This is a genomic window from Teredinibacter turnerae T7901 (assembly GCF_000023025.1).
GTDB classification, from domain to species: Bacteria; Pseudomonadota; Gammaproteobacteria; order Pseudomonadales; family Cellvibrionaceae; genus Teredinibacter; species Teredinibacter turnerae_B.
Genome location: NC_012997.1, coordinates 4,452,050 through 4,476,826 on the forward strand (window position 1 = coordinate 4,452,050; position 24,777 = coordinate 4,476,826).

The 24,777-nt window shown below is 49.8% G+C and carries 22 protein-coding genes; 11 read left to right on the forward strand and 11 right to left on the reverse strand.

Translation table 11 applies throughout. The annotated features are described in order from the left end of the window. Window positions 1–41: 41 nt before the first annotated feature. Window positions 42–1,211, forward strand: a complete 1,170-nt coding sequence (locus TERTU_RS17900) for a PepSY-associated TM helix domain-containing protein (RefSeq protein ID WP_015817381.1) — start codon at window positions 42–44, stop codon at window positions 1,209–1,211. Here the strand turns inward: TERTU_RS17900 and TERTU_RS17905 are convergent. From TERTU_RS17905 to TERTU_RS17950, 10 genes are all read right to left on the reverse strand, one after another. Further along, window positions 1,208–2,404: a transporter substrate-binding domain-containing protein gene (locus tag TERTU_RS17905; protein ID WP_228378190.1), complete on the reverse strand. Its 1,197-nt coding sequence runs from the start codon at window positions 2,402–2,404 to the stop codon at window positions 1,208–1,210. The two genes, TERTU_RS17900 and TERTU_RS17905, sit on opposite strands and share 4 nt — an antisense overlap. Before the next feature lie 380 nt (window positions 2,405–2,784). Continuing rightward, entirely contained in the window at window positions 2,785–3,135 is a 351-nt protein-coding gene (locus tag TERTU_RS17910; protein ID WP_015819591.1) for a carboxymuconolactone decarboxylase family protein, read from the reverse strand. Between the two features lie 5 nt (window positions 3,136–3,140). Continuing rightward, window positions 3,141–4,712, reverse strand: a complete 1,572-nt coding sequence (locus TERTU_RS17915; protein WP_015819014.1) for an ATP-binding cassette domain-containing protein — start codon at window positions 4,710–4,712, stop codon at window positions 3,141–3,143. Beyond that, window positions 4,703–6,364, reverse strand: coding sequence for an ABC transporter ATP-binding protein/permease (locus TERTU_RS17920; protein WP_228378191.1), 1,662 nt, complete (start codon window positions 6,362–6,364; stop codon window positions 4,703–4,705). Before TERTU_RS17920 ends, TERTU_RS17915 begins: the two co-directional genes overlap by 10 nt. 2 nt (window positions 6,365–6,366) lie before the next feature. Continuing rightward, window positions 6,367–6,486: a cytochrome bd-I oxidase subunit CydX gene (gene cydX / locus TERTU_RS21500; RefSeq protein WP_015818041.1), complete on the reverse strand. Its 120-nt coding sequence runs from the start codon at window positions 6,484–6,486 to the stop codon at window positions 6,367–6,369. An 11-nt stretch (window positions 6,487–6,497) separates the two neighbouring features. Next, the gene (cydB, locus tag TERTU_RS17930) at window positions 6,498–7,637 is read right to left on the reverse strand and encodes a cytochrome d ubiquinol oxidase subunit II (RefSeq protein WP_015818570.1); all 1,140 of its coding nucleotides are present in this window, start codon (window positions 7,635–7,637) and stop codon (window positions 6,498–6,500) included. Further along, entirely contained in the window at window positions 7,634–9,181 is a 1,548-nt protein-coding gene (locus tag TERTU_RS17935; protein WP_015817938.1) for a cytochrome ubiquinol oxidase subunit I, read from the reverse strand. Before TERTU_RS17935 ends, cydB begins: the two co-directional genes overlap by 4 nt. 267 nt (window positions 9,182–9,448) lie before the next feature. Then, window positions 9,449–11,722: a CHASE domain-containing protein gene (locus TERTU_RS17940; RefSeq protein ID WP_015817710.1), complete on the reverse strand. Its 2,274-nt coding sequence runs from the start codon at window positions 11,720–11,722 to the stop codon at window positions 9,449–9,451. A gap of 238 nt (window positions 11,723–11,960) precedes the next feature. Beyond that, entirely contained in the window at window positions 11,961–12,854 is an 894-nt protein-coding gene (locus TERTU_RS17945) for a helix-turn-helix domain-containing protein (protein WP_015816853.1), read from the reverse strand. Window positions 12,855–12,859: 5 nt separating this feature from the next. Then, window positions 12,860–13,864 (reverse strand): ketoacyl-ACP synthase III, encoded by a 1,005-nt coding sequence (locus TERTU_RS17950; protein WP_015816851.1) that lies wholly within the window; start codon window positions 13,862–13,864, stop codon window positions 12,860–12,862. Window positions 13,865–14,112: 248 nt separating this feature from the next. Between TERTU_RS17950 and TERTU_RS17955 the strand changes: the two genes are divergently transcribed. From TERTU_RS17955 to TERTU_RS17970, 4 genes are all read left to right on the forward strand, one after another. Next, window positions 14,113–14,313, forward strand: coding sequence for a hypothetical protein (locus TERTU_RS17955; protein WP_015818519.1), 201 nt, complete (start codon window positions 14,113–14,115; stop codon window positions 14,311–14,313). A gap of 894 nt (window positions 14,314–15,207) precedes the next feature. Beyond that, window positions 15,208–19,311, forward strand: coding sequence for a cache domain-containing protein (locus TERTU_RS17960; protein WP_015820806.1), 4,104 nt, complete (start codon window positions 15,208–15,210; stop codon window positions 19,309–19,311). Window positions 19,312–19,614: 303 nt separating this feature from the next. After that, the gene (locus TERTU_RS17965) at window positions 19,615–19,815 is read left to right on the forward strand and encodes a sigma factor-like helix-turn-helix DNA-binding protein (protein WP_015817318.1); all 201 of its coding nucleotides are present in this window, start codon (window positions 19,615–19,617) and stop codon (window positions 19,813–19,815) included. 12 nt (window positions 19,816–19,827) lie between these two features. Continuing rightward, the gene (locus tag TERTU_RS17970; protein ID WP_015819668.1) at window positions 19,828–20,493 is read left to right on the forward strand and encodes a hypothetical protein; all 666 of its coding nucleotides are present in this window, start codon (window positions 19,828–19,830) and stop codon (window positions 20,491–20,493) included. A 71-nt stretch (window positions 20,494–20,564) separates the two neighbouring features. Here TERTU_RS17970 and TERTU_RS17975 read toward each other — a convergent pair whose 3' ends face one another. Continuing rightward, window positions 20,565–20,759, reverse strand: coding sequence for a hypothetical protein (locus TERTU_RS17975; RefSeq protein WP_041590312.1), 195 nt, complete (start codon window positions 20,757–20,759; stop codon window positions 20,565–20,567). Between the two features lie 105 nt (window positions 20,760–20,864). On the opposite strand from TERTU_RS17975, the gene TERTU_RS17980 reads away from it, so the two are divergent. The 6 genes from TERTU_RS17980 to TERTU_RS18005 all read left to right on the forward strand — a co-directional run bounded on the left by TERTU_RS17980 (window position 20,865) and on the right by TERTU_RS18005 (window position 24,775). Then, a complete protein-coding gene (locus tag TERTU_RS17980; protein ID WP_015819665.1) occupies window positions 20,865–21,056 on the forward strand; it encodes a hypothetical protein in 192 nt (63 codons plus the stop codon). 491 nt (window positions 21,057–21,547) lie between these two features. Then, window positions 21,548–22,075 carry a hypothetical protein gene (locus TERTU_RS17985; RefSeq protein WP_015819206.1) on the forward strand — a complete coding sequence of 176 codons (528 nt, stop codon included), beginning with the start codon at window positions 21,548–21,550 and terminating at the stop codon, window positions 22,073–22,075. 126 nt (window positions 22,076–22,201) lie between these two features. Then, window positions 22,202–22,486: a hypothetical protein gene (locus TERTU_RS17990; protein ID WP_015818482.1), complete on the forward strand. Its 285-nt coding sequence runs from the start codon at window positions 22,202–22,204 to the stop codon at window positions 22,484–22,486. After that, window positions 22,486–22,797, forward strand: a complete 312-nt coding sequence (locus TERTU_RS17995) for a hypothetical protein (protein WP_015817855.1) — start codon at window positions 22,486–22,488, stop codon at window positions 22,795–22,797. Before TERTU_RS17990 ends, TERTU_RS17995 begins: the two co-directional genes overlap by 1 nt. Before the next feature lie 103 nt (window positions 22,798–22,900). Next, window positions 22,901–23,497 carry a TetR/AcrR family transcriptional regulator gene (locus TERTU_RS18000; RefSeq protein ID WP_015819978.1) on the forward strand — a complete coding sequence of 199 codons (597 nt, stop codon included), beginning with the start codon at window positions 22,901–22,903 and terminating at the stop codon, window positions 23,495–23,497. 81 nt (window positions 23,498–23,578) lie between these two features. After that, window positions 23,579–24,775, forward strand: a complete 1,197-nt coding sequence (locus TERTU_RS18005; RefSeq protein ID WP_015819561.1) for an efflux RND transporter periplasmic adaptor subunit — start codon at window positions 23,579–23,581, stop codon at window positions 24,773–24,775. Window positions 24,776–24,777 lie beyond the last annotated feature (2 nt).

The following is a 24,777-nucleotide window of genomic DNA, read 5'->3' on the forward strand; positions in this document are numbered from 1 at the left end:
GATTAGCATTTAGTTTAATAACTGGAAATTCGGAGATGATGATGCGCCACCTGTTGACCCTTTTACACCGCTGGTTCGGCCTATTTACTGCCGTGTTTCTTTTTGTAGCTGGCGCAACCGGCGCAATTATTTCGTGGGACCACGAATTGGACGGTGCGCTGAATCCACAGATGTATCACGCCAAATGGCAAGGTGAAGCGCAATCTCCGCTGGTGTTGGCGGACAAGTTCGAGGCTGAAAATCCAAACTTGATTGTGACCTTTCTCCCGCTCGAACTGGCTGCCGGCGATGCCCTTAACATCTTTGTAAAAGGCCGCAGCGAACAGGCGGACCAAAACCTCACCTACAATCAAGTCGCTATCCACCCGGAGTCCGGCGAAGTGCAGGCAAAGCGGATGTGGGGCGATGTCTCGCTTTCGCGCGAAAACCTGCTGCCTTTTCTCTATAAATTACATTACTCCATGCACCTGCCCGACGTTGGTGGGATAGAAGCGGGTATTCTGTTTATGGGGATTGTCAGTATCGTATGGATTCTGGATAGCTTCGTTGCCATTGCCATTTCCTTCCCTGCGCGCCGCAGCTGGCAAAAATCCTTTTTGTTCCGCTGGAAAAGTGGCGGCTACAAATTAAATTTCGATTTACACCGTTCCGGCGGTGTCTGGGTGTGGGCGTTGCTGCTTATTATCGCGGTTACGTCGGTTTCCATGAACCTCGGTTTTCAGGTGGTTCGACCAGTTGTGAACGCAATCTCTCCACTCACGCCCAGCCCGTTTGAAACCCAAACATTTAATGCTTATTCAACGCCCGCACTCAGTCGCGCTGAAGCGGTGGAACTTGCCCGCATCGAAGCGCCAAAACACGATATTACCGACCCCATAGGCGGCCTCTTTTACGCGCGGGATTACAACTTGTACGGCATCGGCTTTTTTACTCCGGGTAACAGTCACGGTGACGGTGGCCTTGGCAACCCGTGGCTTTACTTCGACGGCAACACAGGTGCTTATGTGGGCGCAACCATACCCGGCGAAGGCAGTGCGGGTGATATTTTTATGCAGGCGCAGTTTCCACTGCACAGCGGTCGGATTCTTGGCGTTACAGGGCGAGTGATTATGTCGTTTCTGGGCGCGCTTATCGCTATGCTTTCCATTACCGGTATTGTGATTTGGGCACGTAAACGCAAGGCCCGCGCAATTCGCAGCAAAACGGCCTAAAACATGCCGTGCGCGCTCAACAAAGCAGCTTCGGTGATGCCCCACAGATTTTGATTGGCGAGCGCAACTTCGGGATTGACCCCATAAATAATAGCGCCGATGAGTTGTTGCTCACTATTTCGAAGGGGTATCGAAATGTGCACCAGAAACTGAGCAGTAGAGGCGTCGAAACGAATAGGACTCACCACATAGGCCACTTCGGGTTGCGCGGTGAGCCTGCTGAACTTATCTTCATCACCCTGATAAAAATCGGAAGTCGCATCAGTCGCGGCCAGGTTAAACCCCTGTTTATCAACTAGGATAATTTCCCGTAGCAACCCTTTCGTCCGGACTTCGGCTGCCTTCAGTATGTGTGCTAACTCACCTTCATACACTGCAGTTATATCGGCCGACCTTTTACGCCCAGTAAGGAACTCGCGGTACGTTGAATCCCAATAATCCACAGTCGCTGTAGAAAATCGTACATCGTTGTTTCGCGTTGCCAGTGTTTGAGCAATTAAAGATGTGCCCTGCAAGCGATCGTGAAGCGATTTTAGCTTATCAACCATAAGCGCGCGTTCATGTGAATCCACAACGGTTGAGCCCGGCTGACATTCGCTCAATACCCCATTAAATTTTTGAACAAAATTAGGATTTCTATCGAGAAAACGGTGAGAAAAAGCGATTACTTTCGGTACATATTTTACAAAGTACCGGTGGTACGCCTGCAGCTGTTCAAATTTTTGTGAATACTCAGGGGAAGACAACTGAAAGTCGTCCACTAAAATGCTGTCGAATCGCTGTGACAAAAACATATTCAGCAGGATACCAAGATCCACACCGCGACCGCGAATAGGATACCCACGCTGTTCCAGCCAAGCTTCCTGTGACGACCCCAGCACTACGCCCAGCCGACCAAAATGGTCTGCGCTCAGAGCCTGATCAACGGCCGGGGTATTGACCGAGCTGTAAATAAACCACTTCTCCAGCGCCACCGGATCGCTGGTGACCGCTTGGTTTATCTGACCGTAAAACTCCGGCGTAATCGTTAAAATCGCATCGACCCGACTGGTTTCCAAATTGCGCAACGCGCGTTTTTGCGGATAGGCGGTAATTTTGTAATGCCATTGCATACGCTTAAGAGCACATTCCAACGTATCGACAGAGCGGCCGCGAGGCTCCCCGTCCACCATCTCCTGGTAGGGGGGCGCCAAAAAAGTTGCGACTTCGAGTGTTGTCTTTTCCGTTGCTGTCGCAGGGTTAAAAAGGCATAACAACGCCAGAGGAAGAGTGTGGGCTGCAGAACGCAGGCTGCGATAATGAACTAGACGTTGAAGAGTGCGACAACAAATTTTCACAATACAGTTTGAACTTTGAGTGGTTTTCGAGCAAAAAGCGCGCACTGAGTATAATGTAAATCGCTACGAAATCACGCTATAACTGATAACTGGTTCGCCTTTTGTTGTATTCAAAACCCTTGTGAAAAACAGGGCAATTGTGCGGATACATTGATGTAAAAAATTGTTTTTTTAACCTGCAACAGCACCCAGTGCTGATGAAAATACATCAGCACGACGAGTCACAATTTTGCGTACTAACGGTCCTCGGCCTCAAGCGCATCAAACGCTTCCATCGCTTCCGCCGCGTGCATTAGACCGGGGCCTCCGCCCATATAGACGCTCATCGCCAACACCTCAGTTAATTCTTCGCGGGAAGCACCCAGCTCTTTCAGGTTCTTCACATGGAACGCGATGCAACCTTCACACTGCCGCGCAATGCCTATGCCGAGCGCAACAAACTCTTTTACTTTCTCACTAAGTGCACCCTCCTTCAGCGCCGCTTTAGACATGGCATAAAAAGCATTCATGGTTTCGGGTTGAGCTTTTTGTAGTTCGCGTGCATAAGTGCGAATACGCGTGCGGGTAGTTTCATAACGATCAGACATGGCAATTACTCCTGCAGTGCCAATGACAGAGGGCAGCCCGGTGGGCTGTCGAGGTTTATAACGGTGTGTCCGCCTAACGCATCCATGACGCGATGAGACGCAATAACAACAAGCGTTTGAGTCGCCTGCTGACGCAGACGAGCAGCGAGGATATTTGCGGTTTTTTCATCCAGGCCATCGAAGGGTTCATCCAGCAACCAGATCTCTGCGCCCGTAAGCCAGGCTCGCGCAAGCCCCAAGCGTTTGCGTTCGCCACCCGACAGCACCCGCCCTTTTTCGCCTATCCAGATATCCAGTTCCGCGGCAAGATAACCCAGCCCAGCGAAATCCAACGCAGCAACCAGACGTGATTCACCCGCCCCCAGGTCGGCAATGCGCAAATTTTCCCGCAAAGTGGCAGACAACACATATGGCTGCTGGGCGCAATAGTGAATGCTTCCTGCAGACGCCATACGCCCTTGCTCATTTGCCGTCAGCAAGCCTGACAGCGCTAGCATGAGCGATGATTTACCCGCACCCGAGGAAGCAGTGAGAACAACAGGCGCTCCGGCTCGAAGTGTGCACGTGATCGGCTGCCCCGTGCGACAACCTCGCCGCCAGGTGAAGTTGTCCAGTTGAATCTCAGATTTGGAGATGGTGGTTTGCGAACCCGAAGTGATAGACACCGGCGACTGCGATGGCGATGGCGAACTGAGGTCCGCCGCAATCGCCGCTGCGGCAAGTTTTGCCTGCTCCGCAGGTACCAGCGCACGCATTAAAGGGCTGAGCCATTCGGGAACAGCCAGTAACGCTAATGGCAGTAACAATAATAACGGGTTGCCTAATGCGCTTTCGGGCAGCCACAGAAAACACGCGAACACCGACAACAGCGAAAGCCCTCTCAGCCCCCTCAGCCCAATGTCTTGCTGCTTGCGTAATGCGCTTTGAGCACTTTGCCACTCACTTTGCTCACGCGCCAACCCGGCGCAGCCATCGCGCAGAGACCACAGAGACGCATTGCGTAATTGTTCGTCCAGTGCTGCCCGGTAGCTCGCCTGTGTAGCAAGCTGCGCTGCGACCAAGGGCGCGAGCGTGCGTTTTTGCCACACAGTGAACCCGCCCAACAGCAAACCGAAACCAACCGCGATCGGCAACCATTCCGGTAGATAAACATCCACCACAAACAAGAGCGCGATGGCTAAACCGACACCGCTCGCCAGCGGTACCCACACTGACAAGGTGCGATTTGCCAGCGCGTTAATATGTTGATCCAGCTTTTGCGCCTCATCTTCTTTCGGTATTTCCGTACTGGCTTTCAGCACGCGTTGAAACAGTTGTTCTCGCAAGAACTGTAATCGGTCAAGTAACCTCTCGTGCGCAAAATAGTTAAACCCATAGCCCGCACCAATGCGGGTAAACGCCAGCAGGCGAATTGACGCCGCCGGTATGACATAGTTAAACGTCGCGGCGACGCCTACTAAGCCCGCGAGCGCTGAAGCCGCAATAAACCAACCAGACAACAGTAAGAGCGCAAGGCTGGTGGCAGCAGCAACAAATGCCAGGATAAAGGCTTCGGGCTGGCGCGGCATTAAGCGCATAAGGCTTCCTCGCATTCCCGACAAATAAGCCTCTTCGCGTCAACATCAACGCGCCAGTGGCGGTTAAAAAACGGGGACATTTCGGTGTGGTGCCCAACCCAAAGCACGGTTTTATGCTTAAAACAGCGCTGTAGTAAGAGACTTAACCGAGTCGCCTGGTGCTCACCCAAATGGGCGGTTGGCTCGTCTAAGACGACGATGGGACGGTCGAAGAACAACAGTCTCGCCAGCGCGAGGCGCTGCAACTGGCCTCCGGAAAGCGGCGGATAATCGCCGAGCAACGTATCTAAGCCGTGGGGTAATTGCGCCAGCCAATCTGCCAGTTCCACCCTGGCCAACAAGGCTGTTAGATGTTCATCCTCGCCGCGAGTACCCAGCGTAATATTAACGCGCACGCTACCACGTAACGTGGTTGGCTGTTGACTAAACCAGGCAACTTGCGACAGTGGCAGCGCCCAGTCCAGGTTAGTCTGTTGCGGGCGCAGGCCAAGCATGCATTCCAATAAGGATGTTTTCCCACTGCCAGACGGCCCTTCCAGCAGCACTCGGTCACCAGGCGCTAAACACAGGTCAGAGGCACAAAGCAGGTTCTCTCCCTGAGCACCATAAATCTGTATATTGCGTTGTTGAACAGGCAATGCTTGAGTAGGAAGGCTACCGCGGAAATCCAGTAGCGCATGCAATTCAGCGGCAGCGCCAATCGCTTGGGCACGCAAGTGGTAATTGCGCCCGAGTTCTTTCAATTCACTGAAAAAAACTGGTGCCAGCAAAAGTAAAAATAAGCCTTCTGCCAGAGTTAGGCCGCTCCCCCAGCTGCCAAACGTAATCTCACCCAGCAAACTGAAACCTACGAAGACTGCCACCAGCGCCATCCCCAGCGTAGCAAAAAAATCCAATACGGCTGACGACAGGAACGCGAGCCGCAACACTTCCATCGTGCGTGTTTTTAATTGCTTACCGGCGCGATTAAATGTGGTTTGCTCGTGCGAAATTGCGTTGTGTACATGTAAAAGTTGACGCGCGTTGAGGCGGTCGAGAAATAAACCCGCCAAGCGCTCCAGCCCGATAAAATTACGCTGCTGCGCGGCGGCCGCGCCCTTGCCCACCAGCCACATAAACAGCGGAATTAACGGAGCGGCAACGGCAAGCAACAACGCTGCAAGCCAACTGACGGGTGCAACCAACAGAAGTACCAGCAGAGGCACCATTCCCGCGACCTGCTGCTGGGTCACATAATCGGCAAAATACGGCGGTAACGCCGGAATTCTTTGCGTAAAAAACGACTGCCATTCGCCGATAGACCTGTCCCGTACTATGGCTAAGCTGCGGCTTTCGAGTGCACGCGTCAACTGTTGTTGATAGTACTCTAGCAGTTGATCAGTGCAGCGCTGTTTCGCCCGGTCAATTAAACCTGTGAGCATCCATTGCAATACAAAACAACCGGCCAGACTGGCAAGCCAGGCCGGCTCAGGAGACGACCGCTCGATAACAGCATTGGCGATTAGCCGCGCAATCAACCACAGCCCAAATGCTATTACCGCAAAACGTCCAATTGAAAGCGCGATAATTCGCATTAACGCAGGACGTTGTTGTCGCGCCTGAGCCTTTAGCCAGCCAACCGCATCGGCGGTAGAGGTTTCCGGCGCGAGCACCACTAGCCCTCAGACTCGTCGATGGAACGATCAAGATCTTCAGTGGCTTCGAGCCACATTGCGTTAATGATGCCGAACGAGCACGCCAGCAAAACGCCAAGAATCCAAGTGAAATACCACATGCAATTTTCTCCTAGTAAAGCGAATGGCTGTTTTGTTCAATATGCTGCTCGCTGAGACGACCGCGCATACAATAGAAACCCCATGCGGTATAAGCCAACACGACAGGGACAAAAAACATCGCAACCCAGAACATAATTGATAAGGTCAGATGACTGGATGTCGCATCCCACACAGTCAGTGATGCATTCGCCATTTCACTGCTCGGCATTAAAAACGGAAACATTGAAAATCCGGCGGTCAAAATAACGCCCGCGATAGAGAGTGCACTAAACACAAATGCCCAGCCTGCCTGATGGCGACGTGAGAAAAACACAACCAGTATCGGCATTACCAAACCCAACACAGGAGCGCACTCCATCCACGGATAAAGTCGGTAATTCGCAAGCCATCCGCCAGCAACCGTTGCCACGGTTTTGTGCAGCGGGTTGGATGCTGCCGCACCATTCACCGCGGATGTAATGACGTAACCGTCCAACCCAAATGCCACCCATAATCCCGCAAGGGCAAATAAAAGCGTCGTAGCCAAAGCCAGGATACTGGCAACCTGTTCAGCGCGGACGCGCAGTTGATCGGTTGTTTTCATTTGTAACCAGGTTGCGCCATGCATCAGTAACATAGCAACGCTGATCAACCCTGACAGCAATGCAAAGGGTGATAACAATCCGAAAAAAGAACCAACAAAAGTTGCTTTCAGGTTAGTATCGAGCACAAAGGGCACACCGAGCAAAAGATTGCCGAATGCGACACCAAAAATCAGCGATGGCACCAGGCCGCCCGCAAATAGCAACCAATCCCAGGTTGCACGCCAGGTAGCGTTCTCAAGTTTACTGCGATAGTCAAAACCCAATGGGCGCATCCACAGCGCGGCGAGCGTGAGCATCAACGCTAAATAAAACCCGGAAAATGCGGTGGCGTAGATCATCGGCCAGGCCGCGAAAATAGCGCCGCCAGCGGTAATAAACCACACCTGGTTCCCGTCCCAATGTGGGCCGATTGTATTAATCATCACCCGGCGCTCGTTATCCGTTTTGCCCACCAGCGTAAGCAGTGCACCTACGCCCAGATCAAAACCGTCCGTTACCGCAAAGCCAATTAGCAGCACGCCTACCAGCAGCCACCAGATCACTCGTAATGTTTCATAATCGATCATGCGTCTACTCCTGGAATAGCGTCTTGGGAATGCAGTTGCGGGCCTTTGCGCGCGAATTTAAGCATGAGATAAAAACCAGCAATAAACATTGCAGTGTAAAACACCGTAATCATCGCGAGAGATATCACTACATCGCTGACTGCAAGATTCGATACCGCCGTGTGCACGGGCAGGATTTCGGCGATAGCCCAGGGTTGGCGGCCATATTCCGCCACAAACCAGCCAGCTTCACTGGCAACCCACGGCAGAGGCAAACTGAAGAACGCGAGTTTGAGTAACCAGCGCGGTTTGTCGATTGCATGACGCGCGCTAAACCAAAAAGCCAACCCAAACACCAGGAGCATAATAAAACCGGCTGCCACCATAATACGAAACGCAAAAAACATGGGCGCTACCGGCGGCACACTGTACTCCACGGCTTTGTCTACGGCCTCGGAACTGGGCTGGGTAATATCGTCCGCAAAAGGTTCCAGCAACAGGCCGTAACCAAGGTCACTACTTTTCTGCGCAAACACGATTTCCTCTTGCGCAGTCAGGCCCTGGGTTTTCATTTTTTGTAACAACCGATTGGCGTCGGCACCACTGAGTATGCGTTCGCGGTGTTCTTCTTTTAAATCCTTTAAGCCCTGTACAGGTTCATCCAAGGAACGAGTGGCAATCAGCCCCATCACGTAGGGAATTTTAATCGCGTAATCGGTGTGCTGGGTTTCTTCATTGGGAATACCAAACAAGGTAAATGCAGCAGGAGGTTCGTGTGTGTTCCATTCAGCCTCCACTGCCGCAAGCTTGGTTTTCTGTACGTCGCCCAGTTCGTATCCGCTTTCATCGCCCAACACAATAACCGAAACCGCAGAGGCGAATCCGAAACTTGCCGCAATCGCAAATGAACGTCGTGCGAAAGCCACATGCTGCTTTCGCAAGAGATAATACGAAGAAATTGCCAAAACGAACATTGCACCAGTGACATAACCCGCGGACACCGTATGAACAAATTTAACCTGAGCCACAGGGTTGAAAATCAGGTCCGCAAAACTCGCCATCTCCATGCGCATGGTTTCGGGGTTAAACACGGAACCTTCTGGATTTTGCATCCACCCGTTGGCAATGAGAATCCACAGTGCGGAAAAATTACTACCCAACGCAACGCACCAGGTTACCGCCAGATGCTTCACCTTACTTAAGCGATCCCAGCCGAAGAAAAACAAGCCGATAAACGTCGACTCTAAAAAAAATGCCATAAGCCCTTCAATAGCCAAGGGGGCACCGAATATATCGCCGACGTAATGGGAGTAATACGACCAGTTCATGCCAAACTGGAATTCCATAGTGATGCCGGTGGCAACACCTATCGCGAAGTTTATACCGAAGAGCTTGCCCCAGAATTTTGTCATTTCACGATAAATAGGCTTGCCGGTCATCACATAGACCGATTCCATAATCGCTAATATAAAGGTCATGCCCAGCGTGAGCGGGACAAAAATAAAGTGATACATCGCGGTAATGGCAAATTGCCAACGCGATAGTTCAACCAGCGTTTCGTTCATGCACTAGGCTCCAGGAAAGAGAATCAGGCTTCGCGGATGCGAGACTCTTTATTAGAATATACTTATATTCATGTGGCAACTAGCGCGCCAATGGGATATAGGGGGTGCAACCGTCAAATTAGCGGCTTGGGTGACATAGATCAAAAAGATGAGACAAGGACAGAAGGGATAATCTCGATCGCGACTTATGCGCGCCAAACCCTTGTGACAAACCCTAGTACCAATCCCTAGTACTATCTATCCCTCGTACTGCACCAAAAAAAGCGGTTAGAGCGGTAGCCAGCAGGTGAAGCAGGAGCCTTCACCATATTCACTGAAAACGGATAGTCGGCCGCCATGCAGATTGACCAGTTCCTCCGCCAGAGCCAGGCCCAAACCCGTTCCCACTTCGCTGGAATGTGAGGGCTCGTCCAGCTGTTCGTAGCGACGGAAGACCCGATCAATATCCTCTGGCTTAATACCCACACCAGTATCAACAACGTCAATCGCAACGCCTTCGTGCCCCTCGCGGGATTCGCGCCTGGAGCTTATGGAGATACCGCCGGTAGACGTGTATTTAATTCCATTGGATACCAGGTTCAAAAGGACCTGCGCCAACCGCTTTTGATCAGCGAAAACATTGGCAACCTCAACCATTTTCAATTCAAGCGTAAGACCTTTACTTTCAGCCAAAGGTGTCAGTGAGGTCACCGTCTCATCGAGCAGAGTTTTCAGGCTGACCCATTCACGATCTATTGACATCTTGCCCGCTTCTACCTTGGACAGATCGAGAATATCGTTTATCAGATTTAACAGATGCCGACCATTGCGTTCAATCACCTCAAGTGAACGATACGATTTCGGATCTTTGCTTTGATTAAGATTTTTAAGCAATCGAACACTAAAGCCGATAATAGAATTGAGTGGCGTTCTTAGCTCATGTGACATACTCGCTAAAAACAAAGACTTTGCAGAGTTGGCATGCCGCGCGTCGTCCAGCGCCTGCGTTAACTCTTGCGTCTTTTTTCTCACCTCTTTTTCGACGATCAAATTCCTGTTCATGATGAACACCATAAACAGACCTATCAATATAACGACTACTGAACCGCTAATAAGCTCAAGCCACAATACCAGTGTTTCGTAGCTATAAATAAACTGGTTAGTAGGAGAAAAATCCAACTGCCAGGCTCGCTCTCCGAGACGAAAAGTTTCACGATTGGTGAAGCGCGCACTCGGTTCGCTGCGCTGGTAAAACGTGATTTTATCGCGCCCGCTCACGTCACTAAGGGCAAACACAATTTGCTCGGTCACGACGTCGTGCAGTGCGGCCCCGACCAACGCGTCAGCATAGTAAAAAGTTGCGATAATCCCGGTAAATTTATTATTTTTGTCCTGCACTGGTACAGCTATGAAGAAGGTATAACCTTTACGGTCATCTAAACCTTGCGCAAGCGGGCTACTCATAGAAAAATCGCCTGCACGCCAGGCGAAATCAATTGTATCTTTGCTTTTTTTATCACGGTACAAATCGTAGCCGAGCGCACTTGCATGATATTCGAGTGGAAAGATGTAGGTTACCGGAAAATAAAAATCCCTTTCTTTTGAAGGCATCTGATCATCCGGCGAAAGTTGGTCGCGAATCAGAAAATCTTCACCTAACATCTTAGTTATCGCCGCCTCAAAATCGTTTCGGCCCGCAGTTTCCACAACAGGTACCCAGGCCATGGCCGCAGAGTGCTGCATACCGCGCATTGCATCTGCTGCAAAACGCTGAAATTTTGCGTTATCGATCATTTCAATATTGCGGAACAAAGCTGCCAGGGTACGCGAAGCCTGCATAACACTCTGAAATTGTTTTTGCAGCAACGCTTGCAGACTAGCGGATTTTTCCTGGAGCAAGCGGTCAACTTTGTCCTCCTGGGCATTACGAGCTGCGACAAACAGTAGTGATTCAGTGACCAACAAAATTGCGTATGTGAGAATAAAACTGACAAATTTACGTCGTGAGTGGCCTTTTTTAAAAGAAGCTTTGGCGAGCATAATCGGCAAAAAAATCAAAACACCTACAGCATCTGCTATCCACCAATGAAACCAGGATATGCCCACCGATCCCAAATCGAGCAGTCCACCGGCCATCAACACGCAGACTCCCAACGTAGGTGCCACCAAACTAGCTAATGGCCCGGCAACCAAACCCAGTAAAATTGTATCTTCCACTCGATCAGACTCAAGTGCAGAAGGTAACAGTCGCCGTACCAGCGCACGAGCAACCAGCACTTGCGAGACGACCACTGCCCCCATGCCGATTGCGACAAACAGTACAGTAAGAACATCCTTTTCAAGGGCGATAAAGCGAACAGCGCTGAGAAGAGCGGCGCCAATAAGAATACCCAAGATTGCATCGACGGAAAAAAACAGTGCGCAGAAAATTGCAAAGCCAGCCGCAGGCCAAATCGGTGTTACCAGGCCAGGGGGAATAGCAAAGAACATCGCTCCCCAACCAAGCGCATAATAGCCAACACTGCCAATCACAAAGCCTTGAATTTTCCTGGAGAGATTCACTCATACCACCTGTGGGTTACGTTCTACAAAGCATAGACCGCATGGCGTGGGGCAGACCAAATAACTTAATGATATAAGCGCCAAGAAGATTTGCTGAAACTTAAAGCTTAGGAACTAATAGCCTAGGTAAGGAAATTAAAATCGGATGGAGGGGAAGATTAGAAAGAGAGGGTTTTTAAGCACGACAAGAAAAGGAATTAGCCCCCAAGCTGTTCACTTGAGGGCTGAGACGAACACATTATTCTTCTTTTTCCGAAGAAGGCAGATAACGGTAAACCGTCGACCGGGATGTGCCCAGTAATTTAGCTGCCTTTACCTGGCTACCTTCTGCACGTCTCATAGCATCCTGCACGTAGAGTTCTGCGAATTGTACCTGGGCTTCTTTAAGTGAGAGGCTGGGGTTATAGAGCATCGATGAAATCGCTTCCCATTGACGGTGCTCCTCGGTGCTCGGAATCATCGCCAACAATTTGAACAAGCGTTGCTGCGACTCCGTGTAAAACAACACTGCCATCATAAAGCTGGTTTCGATTGAGACGATAATGGTTGCGTTCAAATGCCAACCGAACTGCATCGCAACAATTACGAAAATGACCGATACGATTATTGGAGCAACGGCCACCAGCAAAATTGTCGATTTTCGACGAGTCATTACATCTTTACCACGTCGCGCCAACAACAGAAGAATTAGCGCTCCCAAACTACCCAGTACAATAGTGAGCTGAAGAACCGGATAGAGCGGACCTGCATGACGGGTGATGGAATATCCTATGGATTCCACACCATCTATTGCCAACCCTGGAATAGAACAGGATGCAATTGCGAACACTGCGATCAAAGCAATACCGTGATCGAGATATCTATTAGATAAGACACTGAGTTTTGCTGCGTAATGAAAAAAGAATGCAACAGTTAAAATCGCGCAGTTGTAGTACATCGTCATAAAAAATAATGTACCCGCAGGATTTTTAAGTGATATCATCAATGCCAATTCAAAGATATTTACGCCGCAAAGGCCTACAAAAAAACCCAGTAGACTTTTGTCGACTTTTCGCAACGCCTTCCAGCCCAAAATAAACAACGCAATTTTGGCCGAGATGGCAACGATACTAGGTAAAAGATATAGCTCCATAATTATTAAAAGACCATGCCTGCTTGACAAACAGAAAGACCACTACCGGTTCCCATGAGCAACAGCTTGCTTCCGCGCTCGGGCCTGTTGAGATGCATGTTCACAGGAAACGTAGCACTGGTCAAGTTACCAAACGACGGATAGGTGATTGGCGCGCAATCTATTGATTTATTTGCAATAGACACTAAAGCCTTGTGCGGTTTTTCACCAACCTGATGGCAGTAAATGCGGTCAATCTCTTCAGGTTTCCAAGCAAGTGTAGCGTAAGTTTTTTCGATCAACTTCTTGTGGAGCTTGGCAATCTGCAGGCTAATCTCCCTCATCAACATCTGGCCGTCGTAGCCTTCATGGGTATGGCGGTAGTAACATAAATTAGCGTGTTCACCTTCTGAGTAGCTCTGCATCCAACGCAGCCCCTCACCGGTCTCCACATTGCTTCTTTGGATTACCATCGCACCGCCAGCGTCACCCACGGTCAGCGCACCCAGCATTCGCTTGAACGCCTCTTTACTCTTTTCGTCGCGCAAAATTTTAATGGCTTCGAATAAAACCCGGCTGGGCTTTTCTCCAGTACAAACCAATACATTATTAGCTGTGCCGTTGGTGAGAAACGCATTAGCAATAGACAGGCCATCCATAAATCCATGGCAGGCATTTGTCACATCAAAACAACTAGACTTTTTCGCGCCAATCTCCACCTGCACACGGTGCGAGGTGGCCGGCTCTTGCCAATCCCGATCGATGCCGCAATAGATAATCAGATCGACTTCCATTGGTGTAATACCAGCATCCTTCAGGGCAACTTCTGCTGCCTTTATTGCCATGTCCGAGGGGAACATATTTGCCTCTGATATGCGCCGCTCGATAATTCCGATCCTTTTGGAGATGTAATCCACGGGAGTGCCAAACCGGGTGCTACCGATTTCGTGCATCAAGTCGTCTGACAACACACGTTGTTCTGGAAGATAAGCACCAATGCCCGCGATCTTAGATTTTCCGATGATTTCCATGATATAGCCCTCAAAATAGGTTGTTTGTAGGAGTTGGAGAGGGTATCTCAAAAATGGAACGGCACTATCAAAAATGATTATGCTGTTTTAAAAATAGGCAATTGACACGATAAATCAGCGGATTTAGCTTTAGGGAAAGGGGCGATTTGTGGCTTTCGCCCGCCTCTGGTGCATGTAGAAATGCGCCTGGGAACAAACAACGAAAATAATCTAACGAGTTAAATTTAAACGTCAGTAAGGAGCATACTATGCCAACACTTATTTTTAAAGTCGACTGCGGAAAAGCCGATCAACCAATCAAACACGATCTCCATACCCTGGAGAACAAAGTGCAAGAAGCACTGGCAGAACTCGATTATGACTACCTGGTATTTGACATTGAAGCGACGGATGAGTCTTTACTCGATTTGGAGTATCCGGAAGAGTACCAACACGCTGTTGGATCCTAATTTCGCTTGGCGTGATGGCTTGCTCTGGCCGGGATGGTGATTTGTGCGCCACCCTTCATCCCGGTCCAATTCTGGTTGAAGTTGTTAATTTTTTCGACGCACATTGACAGCCATTAGTTACTTTCCCCCCGGGGCAAAATAACTTGTTACAGCAATTACCCTGCTAAAGTGACTCACTTTCTCCAGAAGCTAACTTGCTCACTTAACTTCCCCTGATGAATAATTTTCAGCAGGAGCAAACAGCACTTGTAATAAATAGAAAGCCTTGCCGTCACCAAACCCTACCAATATGCTGAAAATGATTTTAACGTCAGCGACGTCCTTCCTTTATAAGGCATTTACCCTTTCTTTAATAGTGAGAGCGAAATACGATCTCGCACAACTTGTGTCGCTTTATACTTCTATATATATAGACGCCACATCCAACTGAAGCGCTCTAGGCACAGTGCATACCTGGCCCTTTCAAAACCTTCTTGCGACGAATATCCGCCTAACCCCACACGAACGCATCCCATTAATGAATTCGTAACCACCTTTTACCGGCATCGCTTTGTGATTTCTGGTTAACACGGAACTGTTACCTCATTTGTCCTCGCAGAAACATGCTCACGTGAGTGCATACATATACCGACTTTGTCCATCGCCGAATACGAGAATATCCACTGACACTATAGGTATTTAACTCAACCCGAAGTAATATTCGCTTCAAATAACGTACATATCTCACTGCAGTAACTAGCGTGCGTTTTTAATATCATTTAGCGTGTAATTCATTGCGTTGCCTCACTTGACACTCAACACGCCATACGACCGAATCTAACCATCAGAACCCGTGCTTCCATTAATGCGCGCCGCCCGCGCAACCCCTATGCCGAGCACGTCGAAGGTGCAACCATGGAAGAAACCAAGACCCCCAAATACGGTTTGAGCCTGCGGGTAGTGATACCAGCGATTATCGCAATTATTGGCTTGCTAAGTTATTTCTACTACGCAACCAACAACAGCCAGTATCAGACGTTAAACCGACATTACCTTCGCGAACTGGGCGACGCCACCAAAACCTTCAATACGCGTTTGAACCAATACTATGCTACCCGCTGGTATACCCAAGCAAGCGCGGCTGAACTCGATAATAATGCGCCGGTTTGTGTTGTCCACGACAACCCGCAAGCCGATAAAGCAACAGGTAAAATTTTTTATTTCGAAAGCGGAAAGTTTGTTTACCGAGATTTAGCAACGCAAGAATGCTGGCAGCAACCGATAACAAACTTTCTGCCTGCACCAAGCGGGGAGTTTTCGCAGTATTTATTGGTAACACCTAACAACAAGGTGCTTGCCACCAAAGGTGATCTGCGAGCCTTATCCGTTATAGATACTCGCCAGATCGCCCGTCAGATCGCATTGGAACTCAATCGTGACTGGGTGAAGCTGGCGGCGAATTTCGAAAAAAGCAGTAGTGTTGAACAGCAAGCAGAGAACAAGCTGCCAGGATTTAGCTACTATCTGGACTTAAAACTAAATCCCGGCGAATATCGTATTTACCTGTTCCCGTTTAGTGTTGACTTGGATTTCCCGGTTACGCCAAGGGAAAATGCGCACCAACTCTACCTACTGGGAATAGTGCCAAAATCTGCCCTGAGTTCCACCGACAGCAAGCGCTGGACGCTAAGCAATTACGTACTTTCGCTGCTTGCGGTCGTATTCTTTTTGGTAATTACTCGACTGTTTTTGCTCTCGCAGCATCAACCGGTAGACAATCTGTTTTATCACACCACACTGTATAGCAGTTTTATTTTCTTTGCCGCAATTACTGCCGCCTATTTTGCCTTTTTCGAAACCAGCCTGGAAAAAGCCGATAAGGCGCGTAAAGCGTTTGCGATTGCCCAGAGCACCAGTCGCCAAATGTTCGAGGAATTAAAGCAAACATTACCCGAGCTTGATCGCATTGCGCAATTTTATATGCGAGATACATTCAGTTGTGACACCGGCGTGTGTAAGCGCGACCCAGAGACCAATCCCGCCGCATTTGCTCTGTCAAACTGGGATACCAACTCACTGATTTGCGATAGCGATAAAACAAAAATAGGCTCAGATCCAGTAAAGCCAGACCCCGTTTGTGTTTATTTCAGCAAGGAAATCCGACAAAAGGCAGAATGTAGCAAAGGCCATGTTACAGGTGATGAAACCCGGAGTCCCTTAGTCAACTGCCAATGGCGAGAGGCTATGGGATCGATGGACTGGCACATACTCCATGCGTTCACGCTAAAAGACGATGGAATGCAGGCGGGCAACCAGTTCTACAATAAAGAATTTCAGCGGCGACCACAAAATCTCGACCTTTCACACCGGGAATACTTTAAAACAATTTTAAATCAAGAAGGCTGGTACCACGCAGAATTAACCAAAGGGCTGACTTTCCAGCAGTTCTATATTCAGCGACTGCGCAGTCTTACCAACGGCAGCCTTGCAACAACATTATCAGTACCTTTGCTTGTGCCGGGTGCCAACTACAAGGTGCTCGCCGCAGACATAGAATTGCGCAGCGTGAGCCAGTTTTCTACAGAGCGATTGAGAGACCTTCAGGATATATCCCTATTTGTACTTGATCGAGCATCGGGGGAAATTCTTTTCCATACCGATCGCTCGCGTATCTTAAATGAAAATCTTTTTTCCAATGGGCGTGAAACCGACGCCGTTAGGCACGCTATTCAAGCACGTCGCGATAGCCGTGAAGGACGGGTGTTAGCGATTTCCGGTAACTATCAGGGTTTACCCGGTTGGTTTGTCGTACATGAAGCCCCTCTCGACCAATGGGCTGTGGTTACGTTTTTTCCGAGAGAGTCCCTCAACAATTACTTCTCCAATATCTTTTTTATCAATATCGTCTACTTTCTCGCATTCCTACTTCTTGGGCAGTCCATCGCCTGGAGCATGTCTGCAGTTAATCGCCGCAGCCCTGTCAGGCGTGTTTTTGGCATTCCGAAATTCATCGAATCACGAAAATTAATGCTGTTTCTATCAGTATTAATTTTTGCACAGATCGGTTCGACTTGGATCGGGTTCGGGCTTACCCAGCACTTTTCCGCGCCTGAAATGGTGTCTATCGCGCTGGTTATTATTGCCAATCTAATCGTCATAACCTGGGGTATTAGCAGCTATGCCATTATGGCAGAGCAGCAAATGAATAAACCACGCGACATAAAACATCGTATGCAAGACCTACCCCGGCTGGTAGCACAACATTTCGACTGGGGATGCGCATGGCTTTTAGTAGGGTTCGTGGTCGGTGCGGTATTCTTGAACTGGAATCTGCATTACTCGGCTAAGCAACCTGCTAGAGCACTCAACTGGTACTACAAAAATACAACGACTCCACGCATCAATGCGGAAGTACAAAATCTCGTCGCCAAGGCCAGACAGCTCTATCCAAGTTCAATTAGAGGACATGGGCAGGACCCATTCAAGCTAATGGAAGCCAATCGCTCCTCCGCGATCGATAGCGCGCTGGATCGGCTGCAAAACAATAGTATTGGTTTGGACGACGTCGGCTCTTTTAGTGAGTTTACGCAACTAACTAACACCCAGGAGTGGCTGGATCGCTATATCTTTCGTTCGCATAGCAGAAATAGAAATTCAACAGATAGCCTAGCCTCTGCGCAAACAGCGGACGACACGAGTGAACGCGGCCTTCAATCAGTTAACAGCGATACCGAATCCGGTAGCCACAGCACTTTCTATTTCTTTTTATTCGTTGTTCCCTTTGGCGCATTCATGTTAGCGTGGCTATGGATTAGCTTTAACAAACGCATCCTCTACGGCCGCTTGTTTGGTACCGAGAACATGTTGCGGTTTATTAACCGACTCTACCGACACAACATTCACAATCATGGATTATCTCCCGATTCAAACCTGCAGATTTGCTTACCGCGGACGACAGAATCCGGCGTCCCACTAACCTACCTGTTGACTAGTGAAACCCCACAACGGCGACTACTAAAAACACTGTTTTGCGACAACGCCGCACTCTCATCGCTGTTTAACGATCCTTCACCCTGCCCAAATATTGAATTGCGCCTAACAACAACTCGGCAGGGGGTCGAAATCGCAATTTTCAACATTACCGCCAATCTGAATATGCGTGCTCAGCGAGATAAACTACTATGGTTTTTTCAACGTATGAAGGAGTTAAAACGTGTTGAAAAAATAAATAAACTCACTTTGTTTTGCAGTTATGAAAGTATTGTGATGCTGCTATCTATCAATAACCTGCGCAAAGGCAGTGACATTTCGACAAATCTGATATCAACAGAAGAATACAATGACTGGGCCTACTGCTTGCGCGATTTTACCGTAACCACTGAAATCGAACGCAGCTATCTCGATCGCGACTTTATCGCGAAAGAAACGGACGCTATGCCCGCCCTAAAAAACTTTATTTCTTTCGCAGACACAAACCTCAGCGAAGTCAAAAGCGGGGCGCAATTGCAATACAATGATTACCGCTGGACAAACCTGCCTGACCGCTTTAAAACATCTACAGAGTGGTATTCCATCAGGTACATTCAACTTAAGGTCGGCGCTTTCTATCGAACCCTGTGGAATAGCTGTGCCCCATCTGAGAAGCTGGCGCTTTTTTACCTGGCTAAACACAAGCGGATTAACCCTAATAACGAAAAAGTCCTGGAGAACCTCGCAACGCGCGGCCTGGTTCAGGTGTATCGTGGGCAGGTCAGGATTGTGAATCAGTCCTTTGCATCCTACATACTGCACGCAGAAAGCACAGACACCTTGCACTTATTAATCCGGCAGGGCGATATGGGCAATTGGAACGATTATCGAATGGCGGTTTATTTGGTCGTCGCCGCAGTGCTTTTCGCTCTCACGCTCTGGTCCGGCAACTCGTTGTACGTGATTATCTCTTCTGCACTTGGGTTTATGGCCTTGGTAAGCAATATCGTCAGTGGAGTGAGCTTTTTGCGTGGCCGTCTACTGGGTTAGGTCACTTCTCGCTATCACAATCCTCACGCGGCCGAACTGCATGCGGTTCGGTGCGTGCAAGCGCTCACACACCCTCCTTTTTATAAATAATTCTCTTTTTTTGTGATCTTCTTGAACTCTGTGCGAACAATAGGGCAAATCTCAACAACAAAGCTGTTCGCACAGGGTTCAAGAAGATCAAAAAAATTCACACATTTTCGTCAGTATTTGAAGGGTGCGCGATCAAATAGCTAGGATCACCTATTTGATTGCCGGGTTAATAGTACGGTGGTGAATATAGAACCTGAACATCAGGCAGGACCTATGACATCAAGTGCCAGCGAGCCTCAGCTGGAACTTTATCGAATATTGAACAGTCTGGACAAATATGAGCGGGCGTTGATGATCCTTCATTTGAAAGGCTTCAAGTACGATGAAATCGCCAGCATTTTGGCGATCTCCGAATCCAACGTCGGCACCAAAATCAATCGCATCAGACAGCGCCTGATTGCAGAACACCGCTAAGGAAATCGACCTATGGATTCTTACGCAAAACTGGAACGACTATGGCAAGATCAAAATTCTGCCATACAGCAACAGTTTCATCTGAACCTTGAGACATTGCGCGGGCTGAAAATTATGAAAGCCCAAAGTCACCTCAACAATTATCTGAGCCTGAATATATTTTCATTGCTGGTTGGCTGCCTGTTTAGCAGCTTCGCACTTTTCTTTGCATTTAACCACACAGAGCAGACCCATCTGCTCAGCGCCGGCCTTGTACTCAGTATCTGGGGAGTTTTTATATGTGCAGGCGCGGTAATGCAGATTAGGCGCATTTTAATGTTGGATTACAGTGCGCCGGTGCTAAAACTTCAGCAACAATTGCAGCATATTCGTTTATCAGCGTTGGTACATACGCGGACGGCATTATTGATTGTACCTTTTTATCCCGCTTTTCTATTGGTGATGGCACAAGCGCTTCTGGGGTTCGACCTGCTGCAGAATGCCTCGCAAGGCTGGCTGCTACTGCACGCCGCCCTCTCGCTGCTTTTACTACCCGCCACACTTTGGCTCTACCGGGCTTTGGCACCAGAAAATATTGATAAACCGGGAATACGCTGGTTGATGCAAGGAAACGGCAGCCAGGCACTTGCGGCCATCTACGAACTTAACCGCATACGCCGGTTCAACACAGCGGTGTAGCAGGTTGCTGGGAGCGTTGTTGCAGAAACTTCGCAAACACCTGCAAGAAACCGATGGGAGTTAGCGCAGTGTTAACTGAGTGCAACACCGAGGGTGCCGTCCTCGCGTGGAGAAAACTGAACAACCATCTGTGGGTCGCCTTTAAGTAGCTCCATCGCACGGACATATTTGCGATAGGCCGCGTCAATTTCTTCGGCTTTGGCCGGCGGCAAGGCATAACTCTGCTTTGCTGCAAGATAAAGTTGTTCAAATTTTTGTACGGTCATGCACTGCATCGCAATCTCATTAACACAAATAAAATTCAGCTGTTTGTCGACCGATCCATTAGTTAGATGGGTTGTCCCAGCGCCAAGCCAGACTTGGGCGACAAAATGGTAACGGTGCCAAAGCCCCCGCATGACCCAGAGCAACGCCGCGAAAGCCGATCAAGTTTCATCATTGTCAAAGCCGGCATCATCGACAAAGCCGGGTCTGTTTTTGCTAACTCCACCGGGATGGCGCGCGCCGTACTATTAACCCAGCAGTTTAACCCGGCCATTAAACGGATGATCATTACTGGTTAATCACGCGCCCGTGAAGTACTAGCGAAAATGTATGAATTTTCCAGTATTTCAGGGGCTTAGATTGCCAAGCTCATAATGCTACCAACGCCGAGGTGTAACCAAGTCGCAATGTATCAACCATACGCAAACCATTTATTTCAGCCCCGCGACATAAAAGGCATATTAACTGCTTAGCAAAGCAGACACATTTCAATGTAGGCCAAGCGCAGATCGGCTTGCGCTGTTGATTTAGTGATTCGAGTAGAAGTATAGAAAAGCCCGGGTCTTGGACAACATTATTATTAAGTTGAAGCGACGATTTAAATAATGGTAAGTTATAGCGCTTCCAGTATTTAGTCCGCAAAATACTCTTTATTTATAGAACCAATTGACTTACAGAACCAATTGGTACGTGGCACCCATTCGTACACCGTATCCATCACGGTTAAACCGCTTATAGGTTTAGATTGAACCAATCCTATAGGTTGCATCAAGTAACGCAGGGACGAGCGATGACAAAAGTTTCATACGCAGTGACACCGCGCAATACACTTTTCTACGACGCAGTGAAGCAACTCAGCTCAAAAGAGAAATGTAACGCGTTTTACCTCTTAGACAGCGCCGGGAAAAACCCGGTTGCGGCGGTTATTTCAACCACACTCTACGACACACTTACTCGAGAATCACACGTTAATCCGCTGCAAGTGAACCTGCGCCTTAAATCTGTGCCGCAACCGATTAAGCGTGTCCAATTTTCCGACAATGATCAGGACCTTATCACCCTGGTGCGAGAGGATGGCAAAGCTGTGCCCTTGAGTCTCGATGACCAACGGAGTTTTCCAATGGCCTACGCGTTACCGGTGTCGCAATTCAAACTGTTGTGGGCAGCGCAGTCCTATTATTGCCGCGAGGGTGTTCTCGATCGGCTGCAAACCGCTGTCAGTAAAATCGACAAAGACGCCGGATCTCTGGTCGATTCGGAGTTTCTCGCCAGCACCCGCAAGCCCTCGGTCCCCAGAGTGCACGAGCTGCAGTCCTAGCCCGACCACTGCACGCCCAAGAAAAATCAAGAGGGGTATTGCGTATCATCCAATAACCCCCGTTTGCCTGGCTCACTCGCCGCACCGCGGCGTAGTCGAACAGGGACAGGTTAACAGGAATGTCGAATGCTACAGGTTGGCCCATACCAAAAAGTTACGCTTACCGCAGAGTTTGTGGACACATCTTATCGTTTAAGCACCGCTCAACATGCACAGCTAGCTGCCTTTGTTAGCCGTATAAAAAGTGGAACTGTACCCACCCTGGGCACCACCTACCCCCGTGGCGACATGTATCTGTTATTGGCGAATGGCCAGCTTGGCTTAACCTGCCGCGAAAAGCCCGACCCCAGCGGGCCAATACTGATTCTTATCGATATCGACACAACGCCAGCCAGCCCTGACCGCTCATAATGCCGGTTTGTACGCTCGCAACCTTTCTCGAATTTCAACCGATCATCAGCGCGAGCCTGGAGATGATTGGCGTGATCCTGATGGCCAATGCCTATTTTTACGATTCCGCAGAGAGCCCATTCCGTCGCGGTACGCTGTTCATGAAGATCCTGCTGGTTGCACTGGTTAGAGGCGCACTTGCTAAACGCTCTGCTAAAGCCGCACTGGCGTTCGGTGAAGAGAACGGGCTGTCGGCGCTCCAAGGACTCAGCTTTATTGCCCTCGGTTTCTTCCTCCAGCTGATCGCGGCCGTGTTGAACCTCACGCAGTAAACCCGCCGCCACATCGCCCTCATCAGCTAATCGTGTTTTCACGCCGAGCTGACGCTTCAGCCTATATAGTGAATGAACGTTCATTCATTTATACCCTACCCCCATGGCCATAACGTCACTCGAAGATCGTCAGCAACACAAGCGCGTACAAATTCTGAAAGCGACTCGCAAGCTCCTCGCCGAGCGCGGGTTTCACGGCTTTTCGATCAAACAGGTGGCAGCGCAGGCCGGAGTCGCCACAGGCACCGTGTATTTGTATTTTCGCGATAGACAGGACTTGATCGAACAGCTCCACATGGCGGTGATCGAGGATATCGCGGCAGCGGCCTTCACCCACTGGGACCCAAACGCGAGCAGCGCCAGGCGTTATTTCAGTGTGTGCGAGCAAATGTGGCAATACTGTATGGATCACCCCGACACCTTGCTGTGCAAAGGCCAGTTCGACCAGTTGCCACCAGCCGTGTTGCGCACCCAGTACGAAGAGGCCCAGAGCCTGTTCCTGCCACTGGCCGATTTGTTCACCGAAGGCCGGCGTAGTGGTGAGTTAATCAACCTGCCAGACCACGCATTGTTTTCTCTCTCGATAGACACCTTATGGCAGCTTGCTCGACGGCACATGCTCGATATCGTTCACGTAGACGAGGTCATGCTCAAACAGGTGATCGAGGCATCCTGGCGCAGTATTCAGAACCCCGGTTAAGGCCGGTACAAACACCATGTCAGCTTTTTATTTTTCAGCTTTACGCCCGATTTGTGGCACCCATTTTTCAGGAGTCAGGTGATGTTAGTTAAACACTCCCCCATTTTTCGCACATTGAGTCTCGGCCTGTTGGCCGCAATGGCGCTCAGTGCATGTCAGAAGGACGCCGGCGCCGGTGCGGCAGCAGGCGGTGAACGCCCACCCACACAGGTCGCCGTCGTCACCCTCAAGCCACAAACGGTAAAACTGACATCAGAGCTTCCAGGGCGCACGGTAGCGACCCGCCAGGCTGAAGTGCGTCCGCAAATAACCGGGCTCATCCAGCGGCGATTGTTTGAAGAAGGCTCTCACGTTGAAGCCGGTCAACAGCTTTACCAAATCGACCCCGCACGTTACGACGCGGCGCTGAGTACCGCCCGCGCGAACCTGGCCCGAGCCAAAGCCAATTTGAACAGTAGTGACACCCAGTACAAACGCTACCAGGAATTGCTGAAAGACAAAGCTGTGAGTCAGCGGGATTTCGACAACGCAGAGGCGTCCTACTTGCAGGGTAAAGCCGAGTTGGCGGTGGCAGAAGCTGCAGTCAAAACCGCCCAGATCGACCTGGCGTACACTAAGGTACTGGCGCCTATTAGCGGCAGAATCGGTAAATCAAATGTGACAGAAGGCGCGCTGGTAACTGCCGGTCAGGCGGCGGCATTGGCCACCATTCACCAGCTGGACCCAATTTATGTGGATGTAGCTCAGCCTGCCAAAGCGCTGCTCAAATTGCGCCGCCAGGCGATGGCCGGCACCCTGCAGCGCGATGATTTGGGCAAAGTGCAGATATTGATGGAAGACGGTTCTCTGTACGAACACGCAGGCACGATGCAGTTCTCAGAAATGAGCGTGAATGAGAGCACGGGCAGTGTAACTGTACGGGCACTGGTACCCAACCCGGATCATCTGTTGTTACCAGGCCTGTTTGTGCGCGCTGTGCTGGAAGAAGGCGCGCGCAACAACGCGTTGCTCGTACCTCAACGGGGCGTCACCCGCAATCGTCAGGGCGAAGCCACTGCACTGCTGGTGGCAGCAAACAACACTGTTGAATCTCGAACATTGCAATTGGGCCAGACCATTAATAACCATTGGCTGGTGGAATCCGGCCTGCAAGCCGGCGACCGCGTGATCGTCGAAGGTCTGCAAAAAACCGCGCCAGGTGCGCCTGTGCAAGCGGTGGAGTTAAACGCGGAGACAGCCTCAACTACGCCGGCAGCAAAGCCAGCGCAGGAGAGTTAATC

Bases quoted from the DNA above. Each gene is read 5' to 3' on its own strand.
- TERTU_RS17900 (WP_015817381.1), top strand. From the start codon at position 42: ATGCGCCACCTGTTGACCCTTTTACACCGCTGGTTCGGCCTATTTACT.
- TERTU_RS17910 (WP_015819591.1), bottom strand. From the start codon at position 3,135: ATGTCTGATCGTTATGAAACTACCCGCACGCGTATTCGCACTTATGCA.
- TERTU_RS17915 (WP_015819014.1), bottom strand. From the start codon at position 4,712: ATGCGCTTAATGCCGCGCCAGCCCGAAGCCTTTATCCTGGCATTTGTT.
- cydX (WP_015818041.1), bottom strand. From the start codon at position 6,486: ATGTGGTATTTCACTTGGATTCTTGGCGTTTTGCTGGCGTGCTCGTTC.
- cydB (WP_015818570.1), bottom strand. From the start codon at position 7,637: ATGATCGATTATGAAACATTACGAGTGATCTGGTGGCTGCTGGTAGGC.
- TERTU_RS17935 (WP_015817938.1), bottom strand. From the start codon at position 9,181: ATGAACGAAACGCTGGTTGAACTATCGCGTTGGCAATTTGCCATTACC.
- TERTU_RS17945 (WP_015816853.1), bottom strand. From the start codon at position 12,854: ATGGAGCTATATCTTTTACCTAGTATCGTTGCCATCTCGGCCAAAATT.
- TERTU_RS17950 (WP_015816851.1), bottom strand. From the start codon at position 13,864: ATGGAAATCATCGGAAAATCTAAGATCGCGGGCATTGGTGCTTATCTT.
- TERTU_RS17955 (WP_015818519.1), top strand. From the start codon at position 14,113: ATGCCAACACTTATTTTTAAAGTCGACTGCGGAAAAGCCGATCAACCA.
- TERTU_RS17960 (WP_015820806.1), top strand. From the start codon at position 15,208: ATGGAAGAAACCAAGACCCCCAAATACGGTTTGAGCCTGCGGGTAGTG.
- TERTU_RS17965 (WP_015817318.1), top strand. From the start codon at position 19,615: ATGACATCAAGTGCCAGCGAGCCTCAGCTGGAACTTTATCGAATATTG.
- TERTU_RS17970 (WP_015819668.1), top strand. From the start codon at position 19,828: ATGGATTCTTACGCAAAACTGGAACGACTATGGCAAGATCAAAATTCT.
- TERTU_RS17975 (WP_041590312.1), bottom strand. From the start codon at position 20,759: ATGACCGTACAAAAATTTGAACAACTTTATCTTGCAGCAAAGCAGAGT.
- TERTU_RS17980 (WP_015819665.1), top strand. From the start codon at position 20,865: ATGGTAACGGTGCCAAAGCCCCCGCATGACCCAGAGCAACGCCGCGAA.
- TERTU_RS17985 (WP_015819206.1), top strand. From the start codon at position 21,548: ATGACAAAAGTTTCATACGCAGTGACACCGCGCAATACACTTTTCTAC.
- TERTU_RS17990 (WP_015818482.1), top strand. From the start codon at position 22,202: ATGCTACAGGTTGGCCCATACCAAAAAGTTACGCTTACCGCAGAGTTT.
- TERTU_RS17995 (WP_015817855.1), top strand. From the start codon at position 22,486: ATGCCGGTTTGTACGCTCGCAACCTTTCTCGAATTTCAACCGATCATC.
- TERTU_RS18000 (WP_015819978.1), top strand. From the start codon at position 22,901: ATGGCCATAACGTCACTCGAAGATCGTCAGCAACACAAGCGCGTACAA.
- TERTU_RS18005 (WP_015819561.1), top strand. From the start codon at position 23,579: ATGTTAGTTAAACACTCCCCCATTTTTCGCACATTGAGTCTCGGCCTG.